We start from the raw sequence: 19,331 nt of genomic DNA, 5'->3' as shown, positions 1-19,331 counted from the left end.
GTCAAGGATCTGGCCGTATCCTGGCTACTCGCCCCATCCCTCAAAAAACACCTAGAAACGGAAGACCCAGCAAAAGCGCATTCAAAAGAGCCTTCGCCGAAAGTCTGTCAGGCGCTCATAGAGGGAGATCTGTGCCATGGTCTCCTCAGGGGTGTAGTCACGATGGGGAATTCCAAAGCGCTCCTTAACCATCCAGATGAATGTCTTAAATTTCTCAAACGTATCAATCTGGTGCCAGGTGGCCGACATGGTCTTGACGCCCATCACCTCAAGAATGTTTCGCCGTGCTTGGGTATGGTCGGCACGCCAGCGTCCCGTGCGGAACTCCTCGCTGTCATATTCCATGTCTCCCCTGACGAAGGGAATATAGACGTCTCCGACAAAATGATCGGCCCCTGCCACCTCTTGCAGCCTTTTGTCCACATCAATCCGCTCGTTGGGGACAACCCTGGGAAACCCCCAGCCGCCCAAGCGGGGCGGAAGCACAAAGGCAAGAATGAGCAGCACCTCCATGGGAGATGCAGCCCGGGCAAGCACATAGCGCAACGAGGCGCGAGCCTTCTTCACTCCATATGCGCCCGCCGTCCTGCCAATAAAGCTCGCAAGCTCCTCCGGCGTTGTCAGGGCCATCCGCTGCCCCACGTAACCATAGCCCTCATCGCCAATCGAAAAAACCCCGCAGAGATAGAGTCCTATCTCAAGAGTCGCGATTAGGTCCCTCTTTGCTGCAGCCTGCACGAAGGTAAATTCCGGCGCGCTCACATAGTTTGCTCCAGAAAGCTCGCTAAAGGAGCCGTCGGGCACGGGGCCAGTCCATAGGTGGGGTATCACCAAGCCGGAGGAGTGCAGACTCGCAGGGTCGCAAACAAGCAGGTGAACAGGACAGGCCTCCGAATAGTCAATGGGGAGGAGCGCCTTGCCAAGCTCTCGCGCCGAGGCACTCGCCTGAGCAAGGCTGCCAATGGAAGCGACATCGGGAACGCATTCGTCCCCTCCTTTGGTCAGCCAATAGCGCAGCGCAGAATCGTGGCTCAGAAACAGTGACATAGGCGCCTCCTCCAGCCATCCAATAGTTGGAAGACTGTATCCAAGCACCGCCCCCCCTGGCCTATCCGTCAGCTGACGCCAAGCTGACGTCTGAGGTAGAAAGGCTAAAAGAACTCCGAGCACATAAGAGAATCACGTTTTTACGAGCTGAGCGGCAACATCCGCCCGCGAGCGGCGCAGAAGGCAGAGGTGACGTTTCTAGGTGTTACTTTTCGTCACTACAAAGTAGCTCTTGACCACCGCGTGCGATTTACCTGCGATAACGTAATCTGAGATTCAAGCAATACTCCGAAGCGACCCGAAAAAACACCTAGAAACGGAAAGGTGGGGGCGTCGGCCCAAGTCGATGCAAAACGTCGGAGTGCCCGACTTACCCTGCGAACGGCATCACATGCGCACCGGCATCCTCGGGCCGGAAGTGGGTGTCGCCACTGTTGAGGCACACGAGGGCGTAGCGCCAATTGCCCATCCCCAACTCCTTCATATAGGAAAACCGGCGCGGGTCACGACAGGCCGCCATGCGCCCCATGAACCCCTCGTCAGTCGAGCGTCCTGCGATGCCCCTCGGTGGAGTCACGATCCCCGGCATAGCAGCTGCCAGCCTCCACAATGGCGGCACCCACCAAATCACTCTCAAGAAGATCGGCCACCCACAAACGCGGATGATGCTGGGGCCATGCCGCTCACCGGCACGCAGCTTTACGGCCACCCTGCCGTCAAATCTTCGCGACCGCCTGCTCACAGGCACGTCACAGACCCGCCGCCGGCCGGCGAGAGCAGTTTCTGACAAATTGGTTTACCTCGCCCTTATGTGCCGATTAGCTTGAGGAATGCAGAAGAACTGTAGAGATTATTTGAACTCAACCGCTCGCGGAGACCGCTAGGCCTTTACTGTTGACAAAACCGGTTTACTGTCCTTAACTGAGACTCAACGAACGGCCATCCAACAAGGAGGACACATGGCAGAGCAGTACGCAGATCCCAGCACGTTCAGCATGGACAGCTTCCGCCTCGACGGCAAGGTCGCCCTGGTCACCGGCGCCTCCTACGGCATCGGCTTCGCCATCGCCACCGCGCTCGCCAAGGCCGGCGCCAAGATCGCCTTCAACGACCTCAACGCCGAGAAGGCCGAGATGGGCGAGAAGGCCTACGCCGCCGAGGGCATCGAGGCCAAGGGCTACGTGGCCGACGTCACCAAGGTCGACCAGGTCGAGCAGCTTATCGCCGACATCAAGGCCGACTTCGGCACCACGCCGGACATCCTCGTCAACAACGCCGGCATCATCAAGCGCATCCCCATGCTCGAGATGAGCGCCGAGGACTTCCGCCAGGTCGTGGACGTTGACCTCAACGCCCCCTTCATCGTCTCCAAGGCGGTCCTGCCCGGCATGATCGAGAAGGGCCACGGCAAGATCATCAACATCTGCTCCATGATGAGCGAGCTCGGCCGCGAGACCGTCGCCGGCTACGCCGCCGCCAAGGGTGGCCTCAAGATGCTCACCCGCAACATCTGCTCCGAGTTCGGCGAGCACAACATCCAGTGCAACGGCATCGGGCCGGGCTACATCGCCACCCCGCAGACCGCGCCGCTACGCGAGGTCCAGCCCGACGGCTCCCGTCACCCGTTCGACCAGTTCATCGTCGCCAAGACGCCGGCCGCCCGCTGGGGCACCCCGATCGACCTCATGGGCACCGCGGTCTTCCTGGCCTCCGACGCCTCCAACTTCGTCAACGGCCAGGTCGTCTACGTCGACGGCGGCATCCTCGCCTACATCGGCAAGCAGCCGCAGTAGGCAGCGCGCCATCCGTCCCCTTGCGCCGCAGGTTCGCTCCACGAGCGGCCTGCGGTTTTTCATAGCGAAAGGAGCACCCATGCCCCAGCTCACCCTCAGCCTCGTCGGCGCCGACGGCGTCGCGCGCGGAACCTCGACCGGCGAGGACCTTGTCCAGCTCGACACCCGCTATGCCGAATATCAGCCCGGCGACGTCCTCGTCCTCACCTCGGACGAGAAGAACGTGGAGCTCGAGGTCATGCTCGACGAGTCCCTGCCCCCGAGCGTTGTCTATCTGACCGAGGGACGCCTCGAGTTCCCGATTCCCTTCGAGTCCGCCCGCGACTCGTACCCCAGCCACGCCTTCCTCGGCGACACCCACTGGGGCTATGCGCGCGTACTCGACCCCCGCGAGCGCGCCACCTGGCGAAACCTCGCCCTCAACTCGCATGACCTCGAGGGCACCACGGGCGTCTACCCGCATGCCACGACCAACTCCGGTGCCACCAACCCGCGCTTCATCGCCCGCAACGCGATCGACGGCACCTGGCAGAGCATCCACCACGGACGCTGGCCCTACGAGTCCTGGGGCATCAACGGGCGTGACGACGCCTGGCTCCAGGTGGACTTTGGGCGGCCGGTCCACGCCGAGGAGGCCATGCTCGTCCTGCGCGCGGACTTCCCACACGACAGCTGGTGGGAGCAGGCAAAGCTCACCTGCTCGGACGGATTCGAGCTCACCGTGCACCTGGAGAAGACGGGCGTCCCCCAGCGCTTCTCCCTCGGCGAGGGCGGCCGCGACATCGAGTGGATCCGCCTCTCCGACATGGTGAAGGCCGATGACCCGGCGGAGTTCCCCGCCCTCACCCAGCTCATCGTCATGGGCGCCCTGACCTGTTAGTTGGGGACAGTCCCCAATTAACAGAGCGGGCCGCCGAGGTTCCTCTCGGTGGCCCGCTTCATCAAAAGTGTGTGTTAGTTGGGGACTGTCCCCAACTAACACAACTAACACCTAGGCGCGCAGGACGGTGAGGTCGCGCGCGTCGCCCGCGCCGTGGACGACGACGGCCTTAGCGTGGAAGGAGACGCCCTCGAGGGCGAACGCCTTCACGCCGGTGTAGACCTCACCGTGGAAGAACGCCACGGTGTAGAACTCCCCGCCGGGAAGCTCAAAGCGCACGGCCTCGGCAAGCGCCGGGTCCACGGGCTCGGAGCCGCCGCGGAGCACCTGGGCGGGACTCACGCGCACGTCCGCCGGGGCGAGCCACCAGAGCTGGCCACCCCTCTCGGAAACCGCGGCGCGCGCCTCGACGAGGGCGGCGTCGGACAGGGCATTGTAGTCGAGCGAGATCTGCTCGGAGCCGAGCGTCAGCGCGCCCGTGGAGCCGAGCGTCAGCTCGCCCGCCGGGCAGATGACGCGGCAGCCGCCCTCCGCAGCCTCCACGCGCGCCTCGGGATCGAGGTGGAACCGCGAGACCAGCTCGTGCTTCCCCTCGGCCAGGGCCTCGTCCGCGCAGACCCAGATGCCGCAGTCCAGCGCCACGAGCTTGCGCACGAGCACGTGCATCGGGTCGTGCCCCACGAGAGCACCCTCGAAGTAGTGGGCGCCATCCGCGTGACGGGCGTAGGTCTTGAGCGGGTAGCCAAAGTCGGAGTACCCCCAGCTGCCCTTGGGCGCGCAGCTCGAGCGGCCGTCCAGCAGCGGCACGTTGTGGGCGAGCGGCCCCTTGAGGTACGGCCGCTCCGGCGAGTCCTCGCGGTAGGTGTAGCGCCCGCCGTCAACAAGCACGGGCGCGCCATGATAGACGGCGGTCACGTGCAGGTTGTCCGAGTGCCCGTGGCCAGAGCCCAGGGGCCCGGAGGAGAACTCGGTGAGGTTGGCGTCCGCATCCCATGAGGAGCGGGCCACAAAGAGGCCGGAGTCCATGCCGTCAAAGACGAGCGGCAGCTCGGCGCCCTTCTCGCCCGCGCACGCCACGAGGGCGTCCTCGACGTCGCAGCCAAAGGCAAAGACGTCGCCCGGATCGAGCTCCGTGCGGCCGGACGCCACGGCGAGCGCCGTGTCACCGAGCACGCCCGCGCAGAGGGCCATGAGGCCCCGGACGTCCGTGCGGTCGGAGTCGCCCTGGGCGTCGATACAGCCGTTGGGCATCATCTGCGCCGCAAGGGCGCGGGAGAGCCGCTCTGCCGCACCGCGCAGCCCACGCGGGACCGGGGCGCCCTGCGCCTCCAGCACGTGGAGGGCGCGGAGCGAGTACAGCAGCACCTCGACGTGGTACATCGTGGACTGCTCCCAGTCGATGCCGTCAGGGTAGACCTGCGCGGCCATCTGGGACTCGGCGCGCCCGGCCGCCCAGGCCCAGTCGGGGTCGGAAGCGGGGTCGTCCTCGAGCGTGGCCAGGACCGTGAGGATGGCGAGCGTCTGGATGCTGCCCCAGTTGCTGGTCTCGTACTTGGGGAGGTAGCGCTCGCGCAGCGACGCGATCTGGTCGCGCACGCTCGCGACCGTCTTCTCCAGCAGCTCGTCCGCAAGGACGCCAACGGCGTCCAGCGCGGGCAGCACGCACACCATGGAGCGGATGCGGATGCCGGTGTCGAGCGTGCGCGTGGAGAGCTCGGGCACGATCGTGGGGTGCGCGTCCACCCAGGAGCCGATGAGCTCGGCTGCCTTGCGCGCGTACTTCTCGTCCCCCGTCACCAGAGAGGCGAGCGCCAGGTCCTCGAGGTAGTCCATGCGGTTGAGCATGAAGCACCACTCTTCGTCGTCGTTGTTGACGACGTTCCAGTCATAGGCGCCGGCCGGCAGCGTGAAGGGCACGCGGCAGCGCTCCATGTCCCACGTTTTGGAGAAGGTGTAGGTGTCCGCCATGACCTCGTCCGCGCGGGCGAGAAGAACGGAGAGGTCGCGGCCGTGCAGCCGCTCGCCCATCTCGCTCACGCGCATGAGGCGGGCGGCCCGCCGCAGCCTCTTTCGGATCGCTTCAAGGTTCATAACGTTCCCCCGCTACTCGTGCTTGCCGGCCTTGCGGGCGCCCCAGGCGGCGACAAGGGCGACGGCCCCCACGGCCGCAATCGGCGCGGCGGAGACGAGCGCGTCCCCGGTCTCGGGAACCTTGCCCTCGCCGGGCTTGCCGTTCGCCGTTCCGGAATCGGTCGTGCCGGCCGGCCTGTCGCTGGACCCCGCGCCCCCGTTGCCGCCCGGCTTCTGGGTGTCGTCGGTCGTGGTGCCGGCGGGCTTGAGGGCGGACATAGCATTGTTCAGGGTGACAAGCGCGCCGTCAATGGCAGCCTGGTCACCGGAGACGAGGGCGGCGTTCGCCTGCGCAAGGGCGGCCTGGAACGCGGCCCAGGACTCGGGCGTGTAGTCGGCGGCGTTGAGCGAGCCCGCCTGGTCGATGGCGGCCTCGAGGTCGTCGGTGCTCACCTGCTCGGCGAGTCGGACCTCGAACGCGTGCGTGGCGCCAGCCGTGCCGTCAACGCTCGCCGTATAGGTGCCGTCAAGGTTGTCGGTCACGGTGTCGTCAAGAGAGACGGTGCCGACAACGTTATCCACCTTGACGGTCACGCTGCTGGAAAGGTGGGTCGGATCGCTCACGTAAACCTTGAGGGCGCCATCCTGCTCGACGGCATAGATGGAGGCAGGGCCGTTGACGGTGATTCCGCCAACAGTTGCTCCGCCCTCAGCCCACACGTTGGCGGCGATGGCGCCGGTGGCGCTATCGCGAACCGCCTGCACCTCGGAGGTGTTCGCGAGAACCTCGACCGTGGGGTTGGCGGCATAGGCGGCCATGGAGTCGGTCGTGGCGCCGGGCATCACGATGAAGCCGTAGGTGCCGTTCTCGACGGACTTGCCGTGGTTGATGCCGAGCTTGAAGTAGGAGCGCGTGAACTCCTCGGCATACGGGAAGGAGTCGTTGATCTCGGCGTAGGAGCCGGTGTTCGTCTCCTTGGACATCTCGACGGGCGTACCGTCGATGAAGTAGTAGCCCATGCTCGAGCTGCCGGTGGTGCCGGCGAGCGTCACATAGCTGCCGTCCTCGAGCTCGACGTTCTTCTCGCCGTTCCAAGCGGTGCCGTCAACGGTCACGGCGGCGTCGCCCGCGGTCATCATGCGGTTCTCGACCGTGGTCTCGATCGTGGCGTCAGTGGTTCCGGTGATGCCGGCGCCCAGCTCGACGATCTTGCCGTCGAGGAAGAAGTAGGACTTCTTGGCCACAAGATCCATGCCGAGGTTGTTCTTCTCCGCATCGACGAGGTTGGAGGTATCGAAGCTCATGCCAGCCGCGCCATTGGTGCCGTCGGTCACGCCGCCAACCCAATCCTGGGTGGAGTACATGGGGATGTCCAGGTCGCTCGGAAGCTCGCGCGTGTCGACCGTGGTGCCCGGCAGGCGATACGGGTCAACCGTCGCCCAGTAGCCGATGTCATAGGTGTCATCGTCGGTATAGACGTAGAGCACGCCGTCGCCCTGGTGCCAGCCGTGCTTGTTCTCGCCGTTCATGCACTCGTAGTTGTAGATGCGCGTGGAGTACATGCTGAGGCCCGCGGCGTAGCTCTCGGTCTGCTGGACCACGCGGTCCATCGAGCCGAAGACGCGCATGCCCTCGTAGGTCGTCGCCGCGATGCTTGAGTCGTTGAGAAGGTCCTTGGCGAGAAGCATCGCGTCGAAGTCGCGCGCGTTATCGAAGTAGAAGTCACCAGCGTCGAGCAGCCAGCCCTTGATGGTGGAGAGGAACTCCGTCTTGTAGGGCTCCGGCGCAGACTGGGCGATGTTGAGCAGGTTCGCGATGGTCTCGTTGCCCCAGTACTTCTCGGAGCTGTAGGGGGCGGTGTCCTGGACGCGCGCCGCGGCGCGGCCGTTGACCATCGACATCATCTCGGAGCCGTGCATGAGCGGGATGTAGCCCGTGGACACGGCATTGTAGAGGTTGTAGATTCCCGGATCGTTGAAGGCCCACTCGGTGTCCGCGAGGATGGCCGTGATCTTGGCAACGCCCTTGATGAGCTCGTTGCCGTAGCTGCCGGTGTAGGCCTGGGCGGTGTGCTGCACGATGGAGCCGTCGGCATAGATGCCGTCGCCGGTGGTGACCTCCTGCAGGACCGTGGGCACCTGGCTGTCCACGAGGGAGAGCTTCTCGGCGCCATCATGGGACACGATGGCCATGCCCATCATGGCGTTGGCGATGTCGGTGCGGTTGGAGCCGGTGGAGGTGACCCAGCCGCTGGCGGCATTGAGCTGCTTCTCAGGCTCGACGCAGTACTTGCCCACCGCGTCAACGACGGGCTCGATGGCCTCGTAGTCGCAGTAGTCGGACATGACGATGAGCATGTCGGCGAGGCGGCCGGGGCAGCCGATCTGCCAGTCCCACCAGTTGCTGACCACGCCGGTGCTGTTGAACTCCGTCCAGTCCTTCGTCTGGGAGCCGTAGTCCATGCCCTCGGGGCTCACGAAGTAGTCGAGCACGCTCATGATGTCCTCGTAGAGCGCACGATTCTGGTAGAGGTCGTTGCCCTCGAGGTTCATGCCAAAGGCGATGACGAGCGGGCGGAGCTTCTTGAGCTGCGAGGTGAAGTTCGCCGAATCGCTGTCAGAGGCGATTCTCTCCCAGCACGTGGCGTTGCCGTCCTCGTCCCTCTCGACCGTGTCCCAGTTGCCCTGCGCGTCGGCAAGCTGCTTGTTGGCGTAGGCCACCAGGGCGTCATCGGACATGTCGAGCGGACCCTCGCTCGGCGCGGAGCCCACGATGCGGCGCAGCCAGCGGTCCTGCATAAGATCATAATCCGCGCTGTATTCAGGCTCGGCGACGGTAACCTCAGTCGTGGAAACAACCCCCGACTCGCCAGAGGCGGTAATGGTCGCCGTGCCCGGCGCAACAGCGGTGACGAGGCCCTCCTCGTTTACCGTGGCAACCGCCTCATCGGAGCTCTCCCAGACAAGCGAGCCCGCATCCTGGCCGCCGTCGTCTGCAAAGCGGAACTGGCGCGTGGTCAGCGACATGCTCTGCTCGAGGCCGTGGGTCTCAACGATCCCCTCCGTCTCCCCCTCGGCAAGGGCGGTCACGGGCGCGAGCGCAACTCCGGCACCCGCAAGAGAAAGCGTCAGCAGGCCAACTGCTCCCGCACGGCATAGGCTGGGTCGCCAGCCGACCCTAAATGTAACTTGCTCCATACTCTCCCCTTCATTTCGTGTCGGAGGGGCTCCTCTGCTCCCTTTCCGACAGTCAACAGGCACTTCATCGGTATGCCAAGGGGGACGCCCCGCACCAGCGGCGAAGCGCCCCCCTTGTCAAGTTCTCGGCTAGCCGACTAGACGAGGATGCCGCAGACGGAAAGCACCACGCCGACGACGATCGTCAGGATGACGAGCTGGTAGGTGTTCCAGTTGCGCTTCTTGATGAGGTAGTACATGAGGAGCAGGTACAGCATCGGGAGCAGCTTCGGGGCGATGTTGTCGAGCATGCCCTGGATGCTCACGGTGGACTGCTTGACGCCCTCCTCGGCGGCTCCAGCCGCGAACTCGATGTTCACGTTCATCTTGACGAACGTGGCGGCGAGGCCGGTGATGACCGTGACGCCGACCATGCTGGCGCACTCGGAGATGAGGCCCATGGACTTGGACAGCGTGTCGATGACGGAGGTGCCGAGCTTGTGGCCCAGGTTCATCATCACGTACTTGATGGCGAGCAGCGTCGCGTTGATGGCGAGGAAGAAGCCCACCGGCGCAAAGGCCATGCCCTGCATGGCAAGCGACGAGAAGATCGTCGAGTAGAGCGGGGCGAGGCAGAACTGGGAGAGCGAGTCACCGATGCCGGCGAGCGGGCCCATGAGGGCCATCTTGAGACCACGGATCTCGCTGTAGGGGACGCCCTCGTCGGCCATGGCCAGGTGAAGCGACGTCACAAACGGCAGCAGGTTCGGGTTCGTGTTGTAGAACTCGCAGTTGTCGGCGAGGTCCTTGCACAGGGCCTCCTTGTTGCTGCCGTGAATCTTCTTGAGAGCGGGATAGACGACATAGGAGTAGCCATTGCCCTGGTAGTTGCTGTAGTTGAAGCCGTTCTGCAGCAGCCAGGCACGAATCATCGTCTTGGTGTAATCGCCCTTGACGAGCTTCTTCTCGTTAGATCCAGTCATCGTGGCTGACCTCCTCGGTGGCGGCAGCGGGAGCGAGCTCCTCCTGCTTCTTCACTTCAAAGTAGTGCTTGAGGGCGAACACGAGGCCAACCATGGCGATGCCGACCGTCGGGATCCCGAGGTAGCCGGCGCAGATGTAGCCGAGCAGCGCGAAGGGGATGAACTCCTTGGTGAGCATGACGCTCATGATCATCGCGAAGCCGATGGCGGGCAGCATGCCGCCGGCGACGGAGAGGCCCGAGGTAAGCCACTCGGGGATGGCCTCGATGACGACCTGGAGGGCCGGCATTGCGAAGGCGGCGAAGAAGCCGAGCAGGAAGCCGCCCACGGCGAACAGGATCACGGTGATGTTGCAGACGAAGCGGTACTTGCCAAGCTTGTTGGCGGCGAGGGCGCGGGCAGCGGCCTCCTGGTTACCGGAGCAGGCCGTGTAGATGGCGGTCTGCAGGAACTGAATGGCAACCGCGAACGGGATGGAGAGGGCAAGCGCGCTCTCCGGGGTGACGCCCTCGGTGGTGATGGCCATCAGGGTGCCCACGATGCCGGGGCCGATGGCGTTGGGCGGGACGGTGCCGCCGGCACCGACGCCAAAGCCCATGAATGCGAGCTCGGCCACCGCGCCGACGCCAAGCGCCGTCGGGATGTCGCCGAGGATGACGCCCACACCGAACGCCAGCACGAGGCTGCGGTTGGTGTAGATTCCGAACAGCATGCCGCTCCAGCAGACAGCTGTCCAGAGGCCAATCAGAATGGCCTGGATGAACGAGATCTCCACGTTCCCTCCTTTTTCCTACCTGACACTACGTTCCGCCCTCCCCTTGGCGGGCGGTATGCTCAGCAGGGGCTACTTCCTGCAGAACTCCACGATGTCGACCTCGGCCGCGCCGTCAGCGCCGGACGGGGTGGTCTTGGTGTTGAACTTGACGCCCTTGTCGGCCATGGCGAGAATGGCGGCCTTGTCCTCGGCGCCAACGAAGATGGAGCGAGTGACCTTCTCCTTGCCGTCGGCGTTGTGGATGTTGCCGACGTTGATCTCGGTCACGGGCACGCCGCCCTCGACGAGGGTGAGCGCGTCGGCCGGGTTCTTCACGAGCAGGAAGATGCGCTGCGCGGGAGCGGCCTTGTGGATAATGTCAATCGTCTTCTGCAGCGTGAAGAAGCGCATGGCGATGTTGCCGGGGATGACCGTCTTCATGAGGGTCTGGGCCATCTTGTCACCTGCCGCCTCGTCGTTGGCCACGATGACGGTGTTGACTCCCAGGGACTTGATCCAGAGCTGGCCCTGACCGTGGACGAGACGCTCGTCAATGCGGGTCATAACGATGTTGGGTGTTGCCATTTCTTCCTCCTACCAGTACGGGTTCCAGCTCTTGGCGCTGCGAACCAGGGCTTCCATGAAGTAGTAGTCGCCCCAGATGTTGCCCTCGTCGACGCCCTTGCCGGAGTGCCAGCTGTAGACGCCGTGATAGAGGATGGGGCGCAGGGGCGCGTGGTCCTCGGAGGTGTACGAGTTGATGAGGGAGCGCATCATCTGCGCGGTGACGCCGGCATAGACGGGCGCGTCGGGGTCGTCAACGGGAAGCATGGGCGCGACCTCCATGAACCCGCAGGCGGCCGCGGCGGCGGCGCTGGAGTCGCGGGACTGGCCGGAGCCGTCGCCGAAGATGAGGTCCCAGTAGCAGATGGAGTCCTCGGGAAGGCGGTTGATGAAGTAGTTCGCCATCGCGCGCCAGGTGTCGAGGTACTTGCGGTCGTTCAGGTGACGCATGTTCAGCGGGATACCGTAGATGCCCCAGGCCTGGCCACGGGCCCACGCGGAGTCGTCGGAGTAGCCCTGACGGGTGGCGCCGTGGTCGGGGCCGCCGGTCTCGGGGTTCATATAGAAGGTGTGGAAGGCGCTGCCGTCCTCGCGGATGATGTTGTTGACCGTGGTGTCAAAGTGCATGCGGCAGACGTCGCGGTAGTGCGTGTCGCCGGTCTCCTCCGTGGCGAAGTAGAGAATCGGCAGGTTGAGCATGCAGTCAATGATGAAGCGGTAGTGCTCGGGGCTGTCCATGGGGCCCCAGGCCTGCAGGAACTTGCCCTTGGGCTGCCAGCGCTCCATGAGCTTGTCGGCGGCGAGAAGGGCGGCGGTGCGGGCGTCCTCGCTGCCGGTGAGGCGATAGGCCGCCACGCAGGAGGGCACATAGAGGAAGCCGAGGTCATGGTGATCGAGCTCGATGCGGTTCTCGACGCGGTGCTTGAAGCTCTGGACGTTCTCGAGGGCGCGGTCGCGGTACTTCTCGTCCCCCGTCACCTCGTAGGCGAGCCAGAGAAGGCCGGTCCAGAAGCCGTCGGTCCACTCGATGCAGTCAATGACCGGGTACTCAAGGCCCTTGGTGGCAGACCAGGGAAACCTCGTGCCGAAGGCCTCCATGTTGGCGTCAATCTGGGCGAGGCAGCAGGCCAGGCCGCGATCGACCTCCTCCTTGGTGAGCGGCTCGACCGAGAGCCAGCGCTCGCGATCGGCGATCTTCTCCGTGTGCACGTGAGCCATCCCTACCGTCCCTTCCTGCCTCGTTCCACTTCCCGCTTCTTTCCGGTCCAGCTTATTATAAACCGGTTTATTTCGCCACCGTTTATAGAAGATGACAGCTAGAGGAACAAGACGGTCAGTTTTTTAATCACGTAAACGGTCCATGTTTCTCGGTGAGCGGGTCTCTCGGCCGTAACTGTTGACAAAACTAGTTTTGCTCTTACTCTGGTTCTGATTACGTTTCCTCTCAGGGAGCGCACTGGACCGCGGAAGGAAGGATTTGAGACCCATGAAGATCGCCCTCATCAACGAGAACAGCCAGAACGCCAAGAACCCCATGATCGAGGCCGCCCTCAAGAAGGTCGTCGAGCCCATGGGCCACACCGTGTTCAACTACGGCATGTATGCCGAGGAGGGCTCCAACCCCCTCACCTACGTGCAGAACGGCATCCTCGCCGCCGTCCTCATCAACTCCGGCGCCGCCGACTACGTGGTCACCGGCTGCGGCACCGGCGAGGGCGCCATGCTCGCCTGCAACAGCTTCCCGGGCGTGCTGTGCGGCCACGTGGCCGACCCGCTTGACGCCTACACCTTCGCCCAGGTCAACGACGGCAACGCCGTGGCCATGCCGTTTGCCCTCAAGAACGGCTGGGGCCAGGAGCTCAACCTCGAGTACACCTTCGAGAAGCTCTTCGGCTTTGGCTCCGGCAACGGCTACCCCGCCGACCGCGTGGTCCCCGAGCAGCGCAACAAGAAGATTCTCGACGGCGTGCGCGCCGCGGCCTTCAAGCCGCTGACCGAGATCCTCGACGCGCTTGACCCTGAGCTCGTGAAGGGCGCCCTCTCCGGCGAGCACTTCCAGGAGTACTTCTTCGCCAACGCCACCGACGAGGCCATCGTCGCCAAGGTCAAGGAGATCCTGGGTCTCTAGGCCAGCGCCGAAAGCGCGATCTTACATGCGGAAGACGCGGGTTCTTCTCGCCCTTCTGCGCCCTGCCGCGGGCGGCCCTCGGGTCGCCCGCCTTTTTGTGCCTCGCGCATCGCGCCCACGCCAACTGATATGTAAGCGTTTTGTTGGGGGCATATTTGCGTTCCCAGCTGCCGCGAATTGAGTAAACTATGTTTACTAAACATCCCGGGCCGGACGTAGTGGGGAGCGCGAAGAGCATCATGGCGCAGAAGAGACGCATCACCATCAAGGACATCGCCGAGATGGCGGAGACGTCGAAGACCACCGTCTCGTTCTATCTCAACGGCAAGACCGAGCGCATGTCCGAGGACACCCAGAAGCGCATCAAGAGGGCGATTGAGAAGACCGGCTACGAGCCCAACCCGCTCGCGCGCGGCATGAACGCCAAGAGCTCCAAGCTCATCGGCGTCATCATCGGCGACGTCACCAACGAGTTCTCCAACCGCATCGTCAAGGGAATCGGCTCGGTGGTGGACAAGGCCGGCTACCGCCTGCTCTGCTGCTCGTCCAACTACAGCGCCGACGGCGAGCGCGCCTACATCGACCGCCTGCTCGCGCTTGGCGTGGACGGCTTCATCGTGCAGCCCACCTCCCAGTTCAAGACCGTCGCGGACGACATCGAGGCCGCGGGCAAGAAGCTCGTCTTCTTTGACTCCAAGTACTACGACTACACCTCGAGCTGGGTGAAGACGGACAACTACGAGGCCACCTACCGCACGGTGAAGTCCTGCGTGGAGCGCGGCTACCGCCGGTTCCTGCTCATCGCCGCTGCGCCGCAGCTCCTGAGCTCGCGCATCGAGCGCTTCTCCGGCTTTGTCGACGCGCTGGAGAAGGAGGGGACCGGCTTCACGCAGTACGAGATAGCCCCAGGCGGCATCGACGGCGAGTCGCTCTCCCAGTTCCTGCGCGCCAACATCGACGGCGAGACCCCGACCCTCGTCTTTGCCCCCAACTGCTGGGCGCTGCCGGAGATCTACATGGCCATGCGCGAGTTCTACCCGCTCATGCCCGAGAAGGTGGGCCTCGTGGGCTTTGACAACTTCGACTGGACGGGCGTGGCCTCGCCGAGCGTCACCGCCATCGAGCAGCCCGCCTTCGAGGAGGGCCGCGAGGCCGCGCGCATCCTGCTCGACCTGCTCGAGAACGAGGACAAGAAGTCCGTCCACCAGGAGCTCGGCTGCAACGTCCAGTGGCGCTCGACCACGATGTAGCGCGCCGCGATCTTGTCGGGCCCGCCGCCAGATGCCGCCGCGCCCGCCCCTACTCCGCCAGATAGCCCGGCTCGCCGCAGACCACGCAGGCGAGCCACGTGGTCCCGGCGGTGATGCGCGCCCGCAGCACGGGCACGGCGCTCCGCTCGCAGCTGTAGATGTTGGTGTTGGGGTCCTGCAGGACCACCCCGGCGTCGCGGTCGCTCCACAGGACGCCGCGCATGGCGTCGGCAAGGCCCGCCCCCCCGATGGCGCGCTCGAGCGTGTCGTCGCACGCGCGCGCGTCCACGATGCCCGAGCGCCAGAGCCTCCCCGCGCCCGACACGCGCGAGAGGAGCACGGCGCCGTCGCGCTCCTCCTCGGGGACGTCGCGCTTGGGGTTCCAGCCAAAGAGCGGGAAGGCGCCCTCGCAGACGTCGAGCGCAGAGGAGGACTCCACGTGGTGGATCCGCACGTGCGTGGACTCGTTCACCGGGATGAGCCAGGTCTCCACCTGCGCGATCGAGGCGTAGCGCCAGAGGGTGTGCGCAAAGCCAGGGCGCACCTCGCCCATGTCTATGCGGTCGCGCGAGACATACTGGTCAAGCCCCGCCACGGAGAGCGCGAGGCACGAGTCCGCGGCAAAGTAGGAGAGCCCGCAGACGTCGCGCGAGACGTTCCACCCAAAGGCGGAGGAGTAGCAGAGCTTCCCGTAGCGCGACATGCCGCCCCAGACGGAGGGGCCGCCAAACTGCGAGGCGGAGAGCAGGTAGCTGTGGTGAGGCCCGCTCACGGCGAGCACCCCCGGCCCCTCCTCCACGCGCACGGCCTCGCGCTCCGGGTCCCTCTCGCCCATGCGCCAGAACTCGTCTTCGGACGGGAGTGCCAGGAGCACGAGCGAGCGCAGCGCGCGCAGCGGCGAGGCGGGCGAGCAGTAGTCCTCCACAAGCGCGAGGTTGGGATAGCCGTAGCCCGGCGCAAGCGGGTTGGCGAGCTCCTCCAGGTGGTCGTGCCACCAGCGGAGGTTCTGCATGATGAGGCGCTTGACCTCGCCGAGGGGGCGCTCGTGCACCCCCGTGAGGGCCTCGGCGGCCCAGAAGCACGCATGGCCAAAGCGGTAGAAGATGCTGCGGCCAAACGGGACCGAGCGCCCCTGGCGATCAAACCAGGGGAGGTAGTCCGCCTCGAACTCCGCCGCGCGGGCGGGCTCCTCCGGCAGCGGGCACGCCTCGGGCGCAAAGCGGTGCAGCAGCAGGAGCACGAAGTGGAACGAGAGCCCGATGTAGTGATCGCGCTGGAAGGGGCGGCCGTTCTCGTACCAGCCGCCGCCCGCGTACATGGACTCGATCGAGCGCAGGTCCAGCGCGAGCCGCTCGGCGTCGTACGGCAGCCCCGCGGCGGCGAGGCCCGCGTTCACCAGCGCGCGCGAGCAGAACCAGCCGCCCCAGGGAAGCTCCACCCCGTTGGCAAGGTTGAGCCAGGCGACGAGGCGGTCGCACTCGGCCGCGCTCAGGCGGGAGAGCAGGTCCTCCGCGCAGACGAGGAGGCCATACCCAAAGACCTCCATCTCCATGATGATCTGCCGGCGCGGGAGCGTGGGCTCGGGGAAGGCGAACGGCCCCGCCGGGTCAAGCCCGTCGTGCACGCGGCGGATGAACGGCGCCACGTCCCTCTCGTCATACTCGCCCGATGCCATGAGCGAGAAGACCGCCCAGAGCGGCCGGGCCGCCCACTCGAAGCGGCGGATGTCCTCGTCATAGGTTGAGCCCGAGGTCGCGGGGTAGGCATACGGGTCCGGGAGCAGCCGCCGCGTCCACGCGACGAGGTCGTCCCTCGTGCTGAGCTCGTGGCACTCCTCCGACATGGCGCCCTCCGCGTCTCGGTTTTCGTAAACGTTTATCGTTACCATACCACGCGCGTGAGGCGGCGCACGGGCGGGCGGCGAGTGGTCGTTCTTCTCGCCATGCGGCCTCCCGGCCGCAAGGTGCCCCCTCGCGCCACCCGCGCCGTCCGCGCCGCCCGCGCCAACCGCGCCACCAGCTTAGGAAAGCCGGGTCGTTGCAGGATTATCCGGCAACGCACTTAGGGAATCGAGGTCGTTGCATAGAAGGAGCACCGAGAAGGACCGTCGGGGGAGCCGCAGAGCCGCCGCAGGGGGACTTAGGGGCGCAACAAGCCCCGTTCTTTATGCGTGCGAGGGCCGGCGGCTGCAACGAGTCCCATTTTCTAAGCGCGCCAAGGCCGCGCGGCGCAACAGCCCGCATTTCCTAACCACGTCACGGCTCGTGGACGCAGCCCCCCGTTGTGCGCCAACACCCCGATGGCGTACCATTATCTACTCGAAATTCCGCGCAACGGAGGGAGCGCAATGCCCGAGAACATCGACGCCGCCAGCAACGTCGACCCCATCTTCCAGGCAGAGCAGGACCATCTCACGGAGCTCTACGCGCAGCTCCTCAAGATCCGCGACGACATCTCGGCCGACCTCGAGTCAAACCACCGGGGCGCCAAGCAGGACCTCATCGCCATGAGCGAGGAGGTGCGCCTGGACTTTGGCGGCGCGGACGAGACCATCGAGACGCTCGCCGCCATCGAGACGCTCAACTCCGTCATCGACGCCTACAACCAGTACCACGACTTCAACGTGGACAAGCTCCGCCGCGTGATGCTGCTGCTCATGCAGCCCTACTTTGCCAAGGTCACGCTCGAGATGCGCCCGGGACGCCCCCCGCGCGACGTCTACATTGGCACCGCGGGCATGACCGACGAGCGCAGCCGCCCGCTCGTGGTGGACTGGCGCTCGCCCGTGGCCGAGACCTACTACAACCAGGAGATGGGCCCCACCAGCTACGAGGTGGACGGCAAGGTCCGCACCGTGAACCTCACGCTGCGCCGGCAGTTCGACATCGTGCGCGACCAGCTCAACTCCTACTTTGACACCACCGTCGCGATCCAGGACTCGCTCTTGCTGGGCGCCCTCAAGAAGCACCACACCGAGAAGCTCCAGGCCATCACGGCCACGATCCAGCGCGAGCAGAACCAGGTGGTCCGCCACGAGGACGTGCCCGTGCTGCTGGTCAACGGCATCGCGGGCTCCGGCAAGACGTCCGTGCTGCTGCAGCGCATCGCCTACCTGCTCTACCAGGAGCGCAAGACCCTCTCGCCCGATCAGGTCTGGCTCTTCACGCCCAACGACGTCTTCGAGCACTACATCGACACGGTCCTGCCCTCGATGGGCGAGGCCAACCCGCAGACGCTCACCTGGCGCGCCTTCGTCGAGGCGCAGGGCGCCGGCGAGCGCGACCTCGGCGTGGACACCGCGCCCGAGTCCCTGCGCCGGCTCGAGGAGGCCGTGGCCGAGCTCACGCTCGAGCCGGACGACCTGCGCGAGATCCGCTTTGCGGACGAGGTCCTCCTCAGGGCGGGCCAGGTCCAGAGCGCGGCGGAGAAGTTCGCGCAGTTCCCCATTGGCCCGCGCTTCACCGCGCTCGTGAAAGACGAGCTCCACGAGCGGCTGGAGCGGCGCTTCACGCAGCTCTCCAAGAGCGACGAGGTCCAGGAGGAGATGCTCGACATGGACGTCGAGCAGCAGGTGGAGGTCTTTGGCGAGACCATCTCCCCCGACGATGACGACGAGGTCGCCGCCTACGCGCGCCGCCTCGTGGAGCAGCGCTACGCCGGCGCGCACGATGAGATCGAGCGCCTCTCGTGGATCCGCTTCGACCGCATTGGCATGCGCCTGCTCGGCCAGCGGGCCCTCTCCGCGACCGAGTGGCTCTACCTGCGGCTGCTCTTCACCGGCACCGGTGACAAGTCCGCGCGCTTCGTCATGGTGGACGAGGTCCAGGACTACACCGAGGCCCAGCTCATGGTGCTCGCGCGGCACTTCTCGCGCGCGCACTTCCTGCTCCTGGGAGACGAGCACCAGGCCATCATGGAGGGCACGGCCACGTTCCCGCGGATCGCGGAGATCTTCCGCGCGAGCCACGGCAGCGTGGACGAGTGCCGCCTGCTCACGAGCTACCGCTCCTCGCCGGAGATCACCGAGCTCTTCTGCGGGCTTCTCGAGCCCGACGAGCGGCGCCGCCTCACCTCCGTGCAGCGCGCCGGCATCAAGCCCGACGTCCGCTCGTTCGCCGAGAAGGACGCGTATCTCGCGGCGCTGCGCGAGGCCGTGGCCGAGCCCGGCGAGGGCCTCACGGCCGTCATCGCCGAGTCGGACGCGCGCGTGAGCTGGCTTGCCAAGCAGCTTGGGGACGCCGCCTGCGTGCTGGGCAAGAACTCCGACCTGCCCGCCTCGGGCGTGGTGCTGCTCTCCCTGCGCGTGGCCAAGGGGCTGGAGTTCGACCACGTGATCGTGCCCGACGCGCAGGCCGAGGTCTACCCGGACACCCCGCTCGCGCGCCGGCGCCTCTACACCGCGCTCTCCCGCGCGATGCACCGCGTGACCGTGCTCGCCCAGGGCCCGCTCACGCCGATGCTGGGCTAGCGCCGGGCGACCTTCCGGCCGTTCTTCTCGGCGGCTCTTCTCGCCCGGTCCTTCTCGCCAGCCGTGAGTGACGGTTTTGAACGGATGGGGCCTCCCGAGGGCCCTCGTTTGTTCAAAACCCGTCACCCACTGCGCGCCACCACCCGCGGCCCGCCCTCCGCCGCTCCCTGCGAGAACGTGCTACGCTGCTCTTGACCGGCCCCGCACGCAGACTGGC

The 19,331-nt window shown here is 65.6% G+C and carries 13 protein-coding genes; 5 read left to right on the top strand and 8 right to left on the bottom strand.

The annotated features are described in order from the left end of the window. Positions 1-81: 81 nt before the first annotated feature. Entirely contained in the window at positions 82-1,047 is a 966-nt protein-coding gene (locus H6A23_RS00900) for a hypothetical protein (protein ID WP_204830313.1), read from the bottom strand. Positions 1,048-2,006: 959 nt separating this feature from the next. On the opposite strand from H6A23_RS00900, the gene H6A23_RS00895 reads away from it, so the two are divergent. Both H6A23_RS00895 and H6A23_RS00890 read left to right on the top strand, forming a co-directional pair. Continuing rightward, on the top strand, positions 2,007-2,840 hold the full coding sequence (locus tag H6A23_RS00895) for a gluconate 5-dehydrogenase (RefSeq protein ID WP_286165705.1): 834 nt from the start codon (positions 2,007-2,009) through the stop codon (positions 2,838-2,840). Positions 2,841-2,919: 79 nt separating this feature from the next. Beyond that, a complete protein-coding gene (locus H6A23_RS00890; protein WP_204830312.1) occupies positions 2,920-3,720 on the top strand; it encodes a hypothetical protein in 801 nt (266 codons plus the stop codon). A gap of 111 nt (positions 3,721-3,831) precedes the next feature. Here H6A23_RS00890 and H6A23_RS00885 read toward each other — a convergent pair whose 3' ends face one another. The 6 genes from H6A23_RS00885 to H6A23_RS00860 form a co-directional block, all read right to left on the bottom strand. Then, on the bottom strand, positions 3,832-5,811 hold the full coding sequence (locus tag H6A23_RS00885; protein WP_204830311.1) for a heparinase II/III family protein: 1,980 nt from the start codon (positions 5,809-5,811) through the stop codon (positions 3,832-3,834). Between the two features lie 12 nt (positions 5,812-5,823). After that, positions 5,824-8,880 carry a polysaccharide lyase family 8 super-sandwich domain-containing protein gene (locus H6A23_RS00880; protein WP_204830310.1) on the bottom strand — a complete coding sequence of 1,019 codons (3,057 nt, stop codon included), beginning with the start codon at positions 8,878-8,880 and terminating at the stop codon, positions 5,824-5,826. A 245-nt stretch (positions 8,881-9,125) separates the two neighbouring features. Then, complete coding sequence (locus H6A23_RS00875) at positions 9,126-9,950, bottom strand: PTS system mannose/fructose/sorbose family transporter subunit IID (protein WP_204830309.1); 825 nt, start codon at positions 9,948-9,950, stop codon at positions 9,126-9,128. Then, positions 9,937-10,725 carry a PTS mannose/fructose/sorbose/N-acetylgalactosamine transporter subunit IIC gene (locus H6A23_RS00870; protein ID WP_075279517.1) on the bottom strand — a complete coding sequence of 263 codons (789 nt, stop codon included), beginning with the start codon at positions 10,723-10,725 and terminating at the stop codon, positions 9,937-9,939. The genes H6A23_RS00875 and H6A23_RS00870 overlap by 14 nt, the downstream gene beginning before the upstream one ends. A gap of 69 nt (positions 10,726-10,794) precedes the next feature. Beyond that, complete coding sequence (locus H6A23_RS00865) at positions 10,795-11,289, bottom strand: PTS sugar transporter subunit IIB (protein WP_075279516.1); 495 nt, start codon at positions 11,287-11,289, stop codon at positions 10,795-10,797. A 9-nt stretch (positions 11,290-11,298) separates the two neighbouring features. Next, on the bottom strand, positions 11,299-12,486 hold the full coding sequence (locus H6A23_RS00860; RefSeq protein ID WP_204830308.1) for a glycoside hydrolase family 88 protein: 1,188 nt from the start codon (positions 12,484-12,486) through the stop codon (positions 11,299-11,301). Positions 12,487-12,754: 268 nt separating this feature from the next. On the opposite strand from H6A23_RS00860, the gene H6A23_RS00855 reads away from it, so the two are divergent. Both H6A23_RS00855 and H6A23_RS00850 read left to right on the top strand, forming a co-directional pair. Continuing rightward, positions 12,755-13,396, top strand: coding sequence for an RpiB/LacA/LacB family sugar-phosphate isomerase (locus tag H6A23_RS00855; RefSeq protein WP_075279514.1), 642 nt, complete (start codon positions 12,755-12,757; stop codon positions 13,394-13,396). A 239-nt stretch (positions 13,397-13,635) separates the two neighbouring features. Beyond that, positions 13,636-14,646 carry a LacI family DNA-binding transcriptional regulator gene (locus H6A23_RS00850; RefSeq protein WP_273447615.1) on the top strand — a complete coding sequence of 337 codons (1,011 nt, stop codon included), beginning with the start codon at positions 13,636-13,638 and terminating at the stop codon, positions 14,644-14,646. A 49-nt stretch (positions 14,647-14,695) separates the two neighbouring features. Here H6A23_RS00850 and H6A23_RS00845 read toward each other — a convergent pair whose 3' ends face one another. Continuing rightward, entirely contained in the window at positions 14,696-16,489 is a 1,794-nt protein-coding gene (locus H6A23_RS00845; RefSeq protein ID WP_204830307.1) for a DUF2264 domain-containing protein, read from the bottom strand. 504 nt (positions 16,490-16,993) lie between these two features. Between H6A23_RS00845 and H6A23_RS00840 the strand changes: the two genes are divergently transcribed. Further along, positions 16,994-19,114, top strand: coding sequence for a HelD family protein (locus H6A23_RS00840; protein ID WP_204830306.1), 2,121 nt, complete (start codon positions 16,994-16,996; stop codon positions 19,112-19,114). Positions 19,115-19,331 lie beyond the last annotated feature (217 nt).

Source organism: Olsenella uli (assembly GCF_016900775.1).
Taxonomy (GTDB): Bacteria; Actinomycetota; Coriobacteriia; order Coriobacteriales; family Atopobiaceae; genus Thermophilibacter; species Thermophilibacter uli_A.
Note: the sequence above shows the minus strand (reverse complement) of the source record. Positions and strands in the feature narration are given on the sequence as shown.

What these genes read in the sequence shown, in the direction of transcription:
- H6A23_RS00900 (WP_204830313.1), bottom strand. Translation starts at nt 1,047, where the DNA reads ATGTCACTGTTTCTGAGCCACGATTCTGCGCTGCGCTATTGGCTGACC.
- H6A23_RS00895 (WP_286165705.1), top strand. Translation starts at nt 2,007, where the DNA reads ATGGCAGAGCAGTACGCAGATCCCAGCACGTTCAGCATGGACAGCTTC.
- H6A23_RS00890 (WP_204830312.1), top strand. Translation starts at nt 2,920, where the DNA reads ATGCCCCAGCTCACCCTCAGCCTCGTCGGCGCCGACGGCGTCGCGCGC.
- H6A23_RS00885 (WP_204830311.1), bottom strand. Translation starts at nt 5,811, where the DNA reads ATGAACCTTGAAGCGATCCGAAAGAGGCTGCGGCGGGCCGCCCGCCTC.
- H6A23_RS00875 (WP_204830309.1), bottom strand. Translation starts at nt 9,950, where the DNA reads ATGACTGGATCTAACGAGAAGAAGCTCGTCAAGGGCGATTACACCAAG.
- H6A23_RS00865 (WP_075279516.1), bottom strand. Translation starts at nt 11,289, where the DNA reads ATGGCAACACCCAACATCGTTATGACCCGCATTGACGAGCGTCTCGTC.
- H6A23_RS00860 (WP_204830308.1), bottom strand. Translation starts at nt 12,486, where the DNA reads ATGGCTCACGTGCACACGGAGAAGATCGCCGATCGCGAGCGCTGGCTC.
- H6A23_RS00855 (WP_075279514.1), top strand. Translation starts at nt 12,755, where the DNA reads ATGAAGATCGCCCTCATCAACGAGAACAGCCAGAACGCCAAGAACCCC.
- H6A23_RS00850 (WP_273447615.1), top strand. Translation starts at nt 13,636, where the DNA reads ATGGCGCAGAAGAGACGCATCACCATCAAGGACATCGCCGAGATGGCG.
- H6A23_RS00845 (WP_204830307.1), bottom strand. Translation starts at nt 16,489, where the DNA reads ATGTCGGAGGAGTGCCACGAGCTCAGCACGAGGGACGACCTCGTCGCG.
- H6A23_RS00840 (WP_204830306.1), top strand. Translation starts at nt 16,994, where the DNA reads ATGCCCGAGAACATCGACGCCGCCAGCAACGTCGACCCCATCTTCCAG.